We start from the raw sequence: 9277 nt of genomic DNA, 5'->3' as shown, positions 1-9277 counted from the left end.
GCCCGGCAAATTCAACCAATTCAATACAATAAATTGGTATCAACAAACTTGGCACACTATTGAGTTCTCAAACAACAGACACACCCGGCACCACCACAACCAACAAACAGTCAAGGATCGCTCCGGAGCAACTTTTCAAACTTACCCGATCTCGGAAGTCTTTGCAAATTCGCATTTCTGCGATTTACATTCATCCAAGAAGGTCCCCGCCGTTATTTAGCACGCAAATTTGCGAACCATTTTCAGGCTGTTTAGAAGGGGGTCGGTCGCTTTCTTTCCGCATCAGCGGCGGCGACTCGAATTACTTTACACGCCGGGAGGACCCTACACAAATCGGCCCCCTGAGGGGGTTCCATGGCGTCACATTCCCGGAACCGCGCGGATTTCGGCAGCCGCGGCCGCCCCCAGAGGCCGGCGGCCCGGCGTCGGGGTTCTATGGAGTGGGTCACACGCGCACATCACGAGGCTTTGCTCCCGGTGCCATACTCAGAGCGTGACGACGTCGTACACGTTCCGTGCCGAGCTGTGGCACTACCCCGAGCAGGCAGGCTGGCACTTCATCACCTTGCCGCCGGACCTGGCGGAGCAGCTCAAGGACCAGGCCGCCCCGTTCCGGAAGGGCTTCGGTTCGGTGAAGGTGAATGCCTGCATCGCCGGGCAGCGGTGGCGGACGTCGCTCTTCCCGGACAGCAGGACCAACTCGTACCTCCTCCCCGTCAAGAAGGCCATCAGAACCGCAGCCGGCATCCACGCCGGCGATGAGGTGGACGTGGAAGTCGAACTGATTCTTGAGGGCTGACAACACGGACTGGATTGCAGGGGTAGCTGCAGGGCGACCCGAGCGCTTGTGCTCTCTGTTGAGCCGCTGCTTGAAGGAACAGTTCACCCCGCCGGAGAGGCCTCCACGAACGCCACCTGCGTGGCGTATTGCTGGTACAGCTTGACGGCCTCGTCGATCTCGATGTGGCCGAAGTTCAGCGCGACCTGCAGCCCCTCCAGCTGGGCACTGGCGGTCTCGGCTGCGCTCACACGGTCCGCCACGGAACGGGACGTGGCAAAGTTCGTGGCCAGCGCCGCGGCAACGGAGCAGATCACCGCCAGCAGACACAGTCCCCGCCACACAATCGAGTCGTCCGCCAGGTTGAAGATGTTCGCCACCGCTTCGGTGAACCCCGTGCCACCGGCGGCGGGGCCGACCGTGAACGCGGCGGCCAGCGCACTGCCCACGATGCTGATGCCGGCCAGCCGGGAGCGCCGGGGTCGTTCCCGGCCGAGGTAGGACTGAAGGTCCCGTTGCTTCTGGTCGATGCGGTTAGACAGCCTTTGCCGCGTATCGGATGTTTCGTCCATGATCTGGTCCCCGGTTCCCTCGCCGATCGTGTCCGCACGCCTGGAAAGTGGGACTGCCAGCGGTCCACCGGTTCCCCAGGATTCCCCAGCCGGGACGGGATCTCCCTGCCCCTTGGCCGCTCTCCTCCCGAAACGCGCACACGTTTAGGATGCTCCCGCGCCACTGCGGGTGTCTAGACACTTGACCGACGACGTCGGCGTTCCCCGCCGGTCCGGGGCGGGGAACGGTGCCCCGAGGTTCTCCCGCCGCCGCTATTCGTTCGCCGGCGCCTTCACGTCAGCTCCCGCGTGCACGGCGGTCTCGGCGGGAGGCCGCCAGATGGGCGTGCCGTCGAGTGAGAGGTCAGCCGGTGGAGCAGTCACATGGGCCGTGATCCCCTGGGACCGGAGTTCGGCCTCCAGTATGAGCAGCATCCTCTCCGCCATGCCTATCGAGAGTTCGCCTTTAGTGTCAGTCCAAATCATGGGGCCAAGTTCGGTCAGATAGACATCGGAGACGTAGTTTGGCGTGTACTGGGGGTAGTCGCCAGTCATTTCGGCGGGGCTCAGTTCCTTGCCGTTCTGGTCCACCGACATAAAGCGCCCTCCCGCGGCATACAACGCCGCGGCGGCCTTGTCCTGGTCGTCAGTCTCGACAAGGAACCCGGGTGACGTTTCCCATCCGTCACCCAGTCCTTCCTCGTACCTCTCGCCCTGCTGGTCGAAGATGTCAGGTGCCACGGTTACGCTCACTGCGCTGCTTCCCTTCACGTTGCCGTCGTGGGCGATGGACGGGCTCGGCTGAGGACTCGGGGTTGAGGGTGCCGCACGCATGGTGGGCGACGTGAAGGCTTGACCGGGCTGTGTGGATCCAGAGCATCCGGCCAAGGCCAGCCCGAAAGCCACCACTACTGCCCCACAAAGATGTCCTCTTGCCACGTGCCCTCCCCCGGCGCCCACCAGCCGAGGTCAGTGTAAGCCACCCCCGCCGCGCAGTCACCTAGCTGGCGGGGTCGTACTGGAAGGCGCGCACCTCCTGCGCGCAACGGCAGGCGGCCGCGATCTTCGCGGCCCACTCCAAAGCCTCATCGTAGGAGGGCAGCTCCAGCACCGAGTAGCCGCCTTCGAGCTGCGTCGTCTGCGGGTAAGTGCCCTCGCTCACGGTCCCGTCGCCATCCACTATGACGGGCGGGATGCCCTCATCGATGCCGCCGCCAAACACCCAGACGCCGGCGTCCTTCGCCTCCTGGACGACCGCGTGCGACGCATCCGAAACAGCCTGCAGCTCTTCCTCGGGGAAGACCATGGCGGCACTCGGAAACGAGATCAGATACTTCGTCATTCGCGTCGACTCCTTGTTTGCAGCACGGTTTGCAACACGGTGAACCGCGTTCATCCTCGCCGATGCCCTCGTGCCGCGCAACGATCTCGGCGGCCCCGGTGGCCGTGACGGCGAACCTGGGACCTCATGCAGCACCCGATCCGTACGGACGCGTGATCGCCTCAAGGAAATGCCCGTCAGGATCCGCGAAGTAGACGCCGCGTCCCCCGTCGTTGTGGTTGATCTGCTGTGGGCGGGACCGTCCCGGGTCCGCCCAGTAGGGGATGCCCTCGGCCTGGATCCTTGCGAAGATTCCGTCGAAGTCCTCCTCGCTGACCAGGAAGGCGTAGTGCTGCGCGGCGATGGGCCGGTCCGCCGTGGCGAAATCGAGCGCCACCCCGTGGTCAAGGGGAACGGTCATGAAGGACCACATGGCTTCGGGTTCCGGCAGTCCGAGCACGTTGGCCAAGAACTTCGCCGACCGACGCTTATCCGTTGCGTAGACGATGGTGTGGTTGAAAGCGACCGTCATGGCGACCTCCTCCGGTGTGGTTGTCTGAGACCATCTGACATCCGGCACTCTTCAGATTTCAAGAGCGTCCCTGGAACGTTCATGGCATGCGATGTAAGCCCACCTCAAGCCCACTAGAGCGACACCCGGCGATCACAGGACGCCACGAAGCGCTGAACTCCGCAAAGACACCGCACGACGTCGGGCCTGACCCCCGCCTCCCATGCTGGAGGTGGGGGTCAGGCCCGTGCGGCTACTGGCGTGTGGTTACCGGATTCAGTCAGCCCTGCAGGGACCGCAGGGATGCGTACGGTTCGCTGGGCAGGTTGCCTGCCATCCAGGCGCGGGTGGACCGGATGGGAGGGGTGTGGCCCCGGCCGTCGCGGACGACCGCGACTATGGTGGCGACGGCTGCGAAGACCAGGAGTCCGGCGAGCAGGATAGCGGCAAATTCCATGTGAAGAGCACCTCGGGCGAGTGATGGAGCTGGTTGTTGGGGCTGATGATGGATCAGGTTGTTGGGCCGGAATCCCGGGCGATCGGTGCGGGTTTAGTTTGCGACTGGGGTTCAGGTTTCCGGTCCTTTTTGTGGGGACATGTCCAGTTTCCGCACCCACCGTGTGAGCCACCGTGTGAGCATTTTCCGCTGTGGTTTTCCGCCCGCTTCCGGCTCTCTTCGGCTCCGATCAAGCGCCGGTCAGGCGCCGTCGCTCCCCCGCCGCACGCCCGCCGTCGGCCCCTCCCGCGTGCCCGTTGGCGGCGTAGCATGACTGATATGGCCGAGACTTGGATTCGGCTCCTCGGTCCGCCCCGGATCGAGTCCGCTGGCACCGCACCCCGGCAGCCCCGGGGCCGCAAGGCGTGGGCTGTGCTGGCCTACCTCGCGCTGCAACCGGGCGGCACCGGCCGGGCCCGGACGGCGGCCCTCCTGTTCCCCGACGCCGAGGACCCCCTCGGCGCCCTGCGCTGGAATCTCTCCGAGCTGCGCCGGACCCTCGGCACGGAATCGGTGGGCGGCGACCCGCTGCGACTCGTGTTGCCGGCCGGCTGGAACTGCGATGTGCTCGCGGCCCTGCAGCCAGCCGGCGACGCCGACCCCCGCACCTTCGACGGCGAACTCCTGGAGGGGCTCACTTTCGAAGAATGCCCGGCGTTCGAGTCCTGGCTGGAGGACCAGCGGCACCGGCTCGAGAACTCTGTGCTGACGCTGCTCTACGAGGCATCGCTCGCCGCGCTGGCGGCCGGAAGGGCGGACGACGCCGTCGACCTCGCCACCCGCGCTCTGCACCTGGACCCCTTCAACGCGGACTGCCATGCCGTGCTGATCAAAGCCCTGCTAGCCCTGGGTGACTACCGGCGGGCGCGGGAACAGGCCGACAAGTGCCGCGAGCTCTACCGCCGGGAGCTCGGGCTCGGCGTGCCCGCAGAGGTGCGCCGGGCACTGTCCGACGCGGCGCCCCCGGCCGAGCCCGGACTGCCGGCTAGTACGGCCGCCGTGCGGTCCTACCTCGACGCCGCCGAGGCCTCGCTCTCGGCAGGCTCCGTGGACCGCGGGCTGGAGCAGTTACGCCTCGCAGCCGAGATCGCGCAACGAACCGGCGACCATCACCTGCTCGCCGAATCCCTCGTCACACTGTCCGCGGCGCTGATCCATCAGGCCGGCGGCCGCGGCGCCGAAGTGGCCGACCTCCTGCACAGAGCTTTGAAGTCGGAAGGGTTGGATCCCGCGTCGCTGGCGTCGGAGGGGCGGACCCCCGGGCGGCCGGCGTCGCGGGTGGCGGCGGCGGCATACCGGGAGCTGGGGTACCTGTCCGTGCAGCGGGGCATTCCGGACCGTGCGGCCGGCTGGCTGGAGCAGGCGGCCCGGGCGGCGGACGGGTTCGACGACGAACGCTCCAGGATCCTGGCCATCCAGGGCATGGCGGCCTCGGACACCGCGCACTACGGTGAGGCGCTGGCGGCTTTGGCCGAATCGAGCCGGCTCGCCACCGCCGTGGGCGGCCGCCGCCTGCTGGCGTTCAGCCAAGCGCTGACCGGACGGGTGCATCTGCTGCGCGGGGATCTGGAGCCGGCGGCTGAATGCCTGGACCGGGCCCAGGAACTGATCGCAGCCGAACACTGGACGGCGTTCGAACCCTTTGTCGCCGGGCTCCGCGGCGAGACGTTCCTCGCCGCCGGCCGGCTGGAGGACGCCGCTCCCCTGATCGACCGCTCGTGGGTGATGGCCGACGTCGCCGGCGACCATTGCTACCTGACCCTGGCCGCCGGGGCCAAGGCCAGGCTCAGTATGGCGCTGGACGATGAGGCCGCGGCCGAGTCCTGGCTCAAGCGTGGGCTCGACACAACACCCTGGTATCTCTGGTACCGGGCGCGGCTGCTGGACACGGCCGCCGAGGTCGCGATCGACGCCGGCTCCCCCGCCGCCGGGGACTACGCCGACCGGCTGGGTACCATGGCCAGCCGCGGCGCCCTGCGCGAACTCGTGGTCCGGGCGCACTCGCACCGGGCCGTCCTGGGCGATGCTGCCGCCGCGGAGACCATCCCGTGGCTGGCCAAGGACATCGACAACCCGGCGCTGAACACGTACCTGGCGCGGCGCGGCCAGCTCTGATCAGCTGCGGCGCCTCCTGTTGTACTGGGCGGCAGGGGCGAAAGACACTGCTGACTCGACGCGCGCCTGGTGCTACGGTAGCGAAATGTCAGCAACCTTGGTTCGCCCCAGACGCGGCAAAATCTTCGCAGGCGTGTGCGCTGCCCTGGCCGACCGCTTCGAAGTCCCCCGGGCATTTGTCCGGCTCGGGTTCATGTTCTTCGGCCTGTTCGGCGTGGGCGAGTTCGTCTACGTCGCGCTGTGGATCCTCATCCCCCCGGGACGACTAGCCGCCGGGCAGGACCGCACCGAGCGCAGCTTTCATCGCTGGAACTGAGTAACCCCCTCCGTCGCGCTGCCCCGTGCCCTAGGATCGCGGTATGGCGCCAACCGAGGACTTGTTCGAAGGGCAACCGTCCGGGATGCCGGAGCCAATGCCTCGGGGCAGGGCCCTCTATCAACCTGCGGTGGGCGATCCGGCCAAGGTCAGGCACGTGGGCGGCTATGCCCCGTTCATCGAATTCTGCAACGGCCACGGAGTCAGCGCCGAAGAAGTGGCCTCGGATCCTGAGCGGCTCATTTCGTTCCTGCGCACGTTCGGCTCTCACTTTGAAAACGACAGCACGCTCAGTGCCGCGGCGGCCGTCTTCGCCGGGAACGCCATCGCCCGCCTGAGACCGGACGCGCACTGGGCCGCCTACGAAGGTGCACCTTCCACGGTGGGAAACCGGCAGCGGCAGTTCGACGTCGACCGTCTGCTGGTGGCTGTGCGCACCGCGGACGAAGAATCATTGCGCGGGTTCGTTTCCGCGCTTTTGGACTGGGCCCGGGAGGAAGTGAATGAGTCCGCGGCAATACGGCCTGTTCCGGTATCACCGGCGGCAGGACAGCCCCGCTATGTCCGGCCGGACCTGCCGACGACCACCTACTACGCCCCCGATGGAGAACCCATTCTCTACGGCCGGCGGTGGGGTGCTGAGGGGCCCGACCCTGATTCCTACAGCGTGGACAGCCACCCCGAGCGGTTCGCCGGACTCCATGTCGTGGCGCGTGCCCTGATCGACCATCTGGCTGCCACGTACGACGTCGAGGTCCATGAGGATCCGGTCCACGCCAGGGACCTGCTGATCGAGGTCCGGGACGTGCTGCACGCGGTTCGGGTCACCCCGCGGGGTTCCGGAGCGGCGCCGCTGACGTTTGTGCTGACCGGCTATCCGGGCGTCTTGGTCCACGCCGGCGTGCTGCACGACTTCCCGTTTCCCGTGTGCGGCTGCGACGCGTGCGACGAGACGGCTGAGACAACAGCGCTCCGGATGGAGCGGCTGGTGCTCTCGGTCGCGGCCGGCGGATACGCCGAACGCTACCCGGTTGGCAGCCGGCGGTGGAGCGAATACGCACTCAGCGCGTTCGACGGCTCGGGTTCGGAAAGCGGTAGTGGCGAACCAGGCCCCGTCGCCCCCGCCCGACTCGACGAGGCTGAGATCCGGCTGCGGGATGTAGTCGGCTCGTGGAGTCCGTGGCCGCTGCGCGGGAGCTGAACGTCGGTGCCGCGCCGCCGTCGTCATCCCTGTTTTGGAAGCACAGATGGGTTAAACAAAAGCAGGACCCGTCCGAAGACGGGCCCTGCTCGAAACCTAACGGTCCCGGGTATCTAAAAGGAAATTAGATAGCCTGGATGTTGGTGGCCTGGGGACCCTTGGGGCCCTGCTCGGTTTCGAAGGAGACCTTCTGGTTCTCTTCGAGGGAGCGGAAGCCGGAGGAGTTGATCGCAGAGTAGTGTGCGAAAACGTCCTGTGAGGAGTCATCGGGGGAAATGAAGCCGAAGCCCTTTTCAGCGTTAAACCATTTGACGGTACCAGTAGCCATTATTTTTGTCCTTCGTGAAGGTGGAGGAACTGTCCCGACTTTCGGGTCCTCCTGTTTGGGGTGCTCAAAACCGCTGCTTCAGAAGAACATGGGCTTTCGACCATGCGTACTGCCTGAACTACGAACTGCATAAACACAACAACAGGATCAACCATACAGGAGATTCCGGACGCCATTTACCACGACCCCGTCGAGCCGACATGCGCGGGGCCCGTAGCGGCACCCGTGGCGGCCGTCTGTGCCGACCGCCTGTACCGTGCCCGGGCGCGGCCATATCCTGCAGGAAGAGAGTCCGTGACCGTCAGTTACCGGAGGAACACCCATGCAAATGCCGAAAGCGTCCGACGCCGACAAGGAACACTTCCGCTCGGTGTTGCCTGATCATCCTGAGGTGGTCATCAAGCCGATGTTCGGAAACCTCGGGGCGTTCGTGCACGGCAACATGTTCGCCGGCCTGTTCGGCCCCACCATCGGCGTGAAGCTAGCCGAGGCGGACAAGGAGATGCTGGAAGGCACCGAGCGGACCGTTCCGTTCGGGCCGCCGGAGCGCCCCATGGGCGGCTACACCGGATTGCCGGAGGTCTGGAACGCCGAGGGCGACGGCGACGAAGCGCGGGCCAAAGCCTGGGTGGAGAAAGCATTCGAGCACGTGGCCGGGCTGCCGCCCAAGGAGCCGAAGGCTTCTAAGCCCCGGCCCAAAAAGTAGGACGACTAGGGCAGGACAACATTCACGAGTTCTGACCGGCTGCCGGTTTCCAGGTCCTCGGTAAGGGCCAGCGCACCGATCTGGGGGCAGTGATACTTATACTCCCGGGAGCTCTTTTCAAGCGGCGTCCAGTCGTAGACCTTGACGCAGTCGGTGTACGTGCCTGACTTGGTGGAGACGGTCTCGCCGGTAGCGACGGTGTCCCGCATGTCTTCCGCGTGACCAACGTAAGATTCCTGCCTGTAGGAATCGCCGACGCGTTGCTCGGCCTTCATCCAGATGCCGGCTTTTGCCCCGTCTTTTCCATGGCGAAAACTGCCGGAGTGGTTCACCAACATTCCATTCAAGTAGTTGTCCACGTCCTCGCCGAAGTACCAGACGTCGCCGTTTTTGTGTTGCGCCAGGTAATCCCGGGTTTCCTCTACCAGCTGCCCGTTCTTGTACTCCTTATCCAGATAGACCGCCGTCTCAACACCCTCTATGGTCACGGTCTCCGGCAGGATTTCGATCTCGATCCTCTCTGTGACTCTTCCGTGTTCGGTGGTCTCGTAGGTCAGTTTTTTGCCGACTGGGAGGGCGAAGTATTTGTTGGTGATTTCAGTGGTGAAATCGGCGGGGTTGATCTGCGGGTTGTACTCCGCGGCCATACTCCTTTTTGTGTTGTCGAGGACAAATAATGTCGCCCCGCCAACAACCAGCAACAGGACGATCACACCAAAGAGGATTTTGGTTCGTCGGTTCATGACCTTTCCCACTCCTTCTGAGTAGAAATTCCTGAAGGGGGTCAGAGCACCTTTGCTTGCCCATGGCCATAGGAAAAAGGTAGCGGTCCGCACTGAACCAGAACACCCTTGACGAACACCACGCTTGGGCCCCACGCCGTCGTCGGGCACCTGTACGCGGCGATGCTGCGGGCATATCCTGCCACAAAGCCAGCCCTGCACCTTGGCTACG

The 9277-nt window shown here is 65.2% G+C and carries 13 protein-coding genes; 6 read left to right on the top strand and 7 right to left on the bottom strand.

Going from position 1 to position 9277, the window contains the following annotated elements:
- Both AC1DKN_RS16615 and AC1DKN_RS16610 read left to right on the top strand, forming a co-directional pair.
- Positions 1-220, top strand: a 220-nt coding sequence (locus AC1DKN_RS16615; protein WP_476871930.1) for a hypothetical protein, incomplete at its 5' end; no start/stop codon positions are given.
- A 273-nt stretch (positions 221-493) separates the two neighbouring features.
- The gene (locus AC1DKN_RS16610) at positions 494-799 is read left to right on the top strand and encodes a DUF1905 domain-containing protein (RefSeq protein WP_476851691.1); all 306 of its coding nucleotides are present in this window, start codon (positions 494-496) and stop codon (positions 797-799) included.
- A gap of 83 nt (positions 800-882) precedes the next feature.
- On the opposite strand, the gene AC1DKN_RS16605 is transcribed toward AC1DKN_RS16610, so the two are convergent.
- From AC1DKN_RS16605 to AC1DKN_RS16585, 5 genes are all read right to left on the bottom strand, one after another.
- Entirely contained in the window at positions 883-1350 is a 468-nt protein-coding gene (locus AC1DKN_RS16605; RefSeq protein ID WP_223915857.1) for a hypothetical protein, read from the bottom strand.
- Positions 1351-1602: 252 nt separating this feature from the next.
- A complete protein-coding gene (locus tag AC1DKN_RS16600) occupies positions 1603-2082 on the bottom strand; it encodes a hypothetical protein (protein ID WP_476871929.1) in 480 nt (159 codons plus the stop codon).
- A gap of 247 nt (positions 2083-2329) precedes the next feature.
- Positions 2330-2671 carry a YciI family protein gene (locus tag AC1DKN_RS16595; RefSeq protein ID WP_476871928.1) on the bottom strand — a complete coding sequence of 114 codons (342 nt, stop codon included), beginning with the start codon at positions 2669-2671 and terminating at the stop codon, positions 2330-2332.
- A gap of 124 nt (positions 2672-2795) precedes the next feature.
- Positions 2796-3182, bottom strand: coding sequence for a VOC family protein (locus tag AC1DKN_RS16590; protein ID WP_476871927.1), 387 nt, complete (start codon positions 3180-3182; stop codon positions 2796-2798).
- A gap of 259 nt (positions 3183-3441) precedes the next feature.
- Positions 3442-3618 carry a hypothetical protein gene (locus AC1DKN_RS16585; RefSeq protein ID WP_476871926.1) on the bottom strand — a complete coding sequence of 59 codons (177 nt, stop codon included), beginning with the start codon at positions 3616-3618 and terminating at the stop codon, positions 3442-3444.
- A 309-nt stretch (positions 3619-3927) separates the two neighbouring features.
- On the opposite strand from AC1DKN_RS16585, the gene AC1DKN_RS16580 reads away from it, so the two are divergent.
- The 3 genes from AC1DKN_RS16580 (at position 3928) to AC1DKN_RS16570 (ending at position 7289) form a co-directional block, all read left to right on the top strand.
- A complete protein-coding gene (locus AC1DKN_RS16580) occupies positions 3928-5772 on the top strand; it encodes an AfsR/SARP family transcriptional regulator (RefSeq protein WP_476871925.1) in 1845 nt (614 codons plus the stop codon).
- 85 nt (positions 5773-5857) lie between these two features.
- A complete protein-coding gene (locus AC1DKN_RS16575; protein WP_476871924.1) occupies positions 5858-6088 on the top strand; it encodes a PspC domain-containing protein in 231 nt (76 codons plus the stop codon).
- A 130-nt stretch (positions 6089-6218) separates the two neighbouring features.
- A complete protein-coding gene (locus AC1DKN_RS16570; RefSeq protein WP_476871923.1) occupies positions 6219-7289 on the top strand; it encodes a DUF6226 family protein in 1071 nt (356 codons plus the stop codon).
- Positions 7290-7413: 124 nt separating this feature from the next.
- On the opposite strand, the gene AC1DKN_RS16565 is transcribed toward AC1DKN_RS16570, so the two are convergent.
- A complete protein-coding gene (locus AC1DKN_RS16565) occupies positions 7414-7617 on the bottom strand; it encodes a cold-shock protein (protein ID WP_011690916.1) in 204 nt (67 codons plus the stop codon).
- Positions 7618-7939: 322 nt separating this feature from the next.
- On the opposite strand from AC1DKN_RS16565, the gene AC1DKN_RS16560 reads away from it, so the two are divergent.
- Positions 7940-8323, top strand: coding sequence for a TfoX/Sxy family protein (locus tag AC1DKN_RS16560; protein WP_476871922.1), 384 nt, complete (start codon positions 7940-7942; stop codon positions 8321-8323).
- Positions 8324-8328: 5 nt separating this feature from the next.
- On the opposite strand, the gene AC1DKN_RS16555 is transcribed toward AC1DKN_RS16560, so the two are convergent.
- On the bottom strand, positions 8329-9066 hold the full coding sequence (locus tag AC1DKN_RS16555) for a hypothetical protein (RefSeq protein ID WP_476871921.1): 738 nt from the start codon (positions 9064-9066) through the stop codon (positions 8329-8331).
- Positions 9067-9277 lie beyond the last annotated feature (211 nt).

It is taken from the genome of Arthrobacter sp. 01N444, assembly GCF_056399305.1.
This window is presented reverse-complemented; position numbering and strand designations above follow the sequence as displayed.

Excerpts from the sequence above, each read along its gene's own strand:
- AC1DKN_RS16605 (WP_223915857.1), bottom strand. The coding sequence starts at position 1,350 with ATGGACGAAACATCCGATACGCGGCAAAGGCTGTCTAACCGCATCGAC.
- AC1DKN_RS16595 (WP_476871928.1), bottom strand. The coding sequence starts at position 2,671 with ATGACGAAGTATCTGATCTCGTTTCCGAGTGCCGCCATGGTCTTCCCC.
- AC1DKN_RS16590 (WP_476871927.1), bottom strand. The coding sequence starts at position 3,182 with ATGACGGTCGCTTTCAACCACACCATCGTCTACGCAACGGATAAGCGT.
- AC1DKN_RS16585 (WP_476871926.1), bottom strand. The coding sequence starts at position 3,618 with ATGGAATTTGCCGCTATCCTGCTCGCCGGACTCCTGGTCTTCGCAGCC.
- AC1DKN_RS16580 (WP_476871925.1), top strand. The coding sequence starts at position 3,928 with ATGACTGATATGGCCGAGACTTGGATTCGGCTCCTCGGTCCGCCCCGG.
- AC1DKN_RS16575 (WP_476871924.1), top strand. The coding sequence starts at position 5,858 with ATGTCAGCAACCTTGGTTCGCCCCAGACGCGGCAAAATCTTCGCAGGC.
- AC1DKN_RS16565 (WP_011690916.1), bottom strand. The coding sequence starts at position 7,617 with ATGGCTACTGGTACCGTCAAATGGTTTAACGCTGAAAAGGGCTTCGGC.
- AC1DKN_RS16560 (WP_476871922.1), top strand. The coding sequence starts at position 7,940 with ATGCAAATGCCGAAAGCGTCCGACGCCGACAAGGAACACTTCCGCTCG.
- AC1DKN_RS16555 (WP_476871921.1), bottom strand. The coding sequence starts at position 9,066 with ATGAACCGACGAACCAAAATCCTCTTTGGTGTGATCGTCCTGTTGCTG.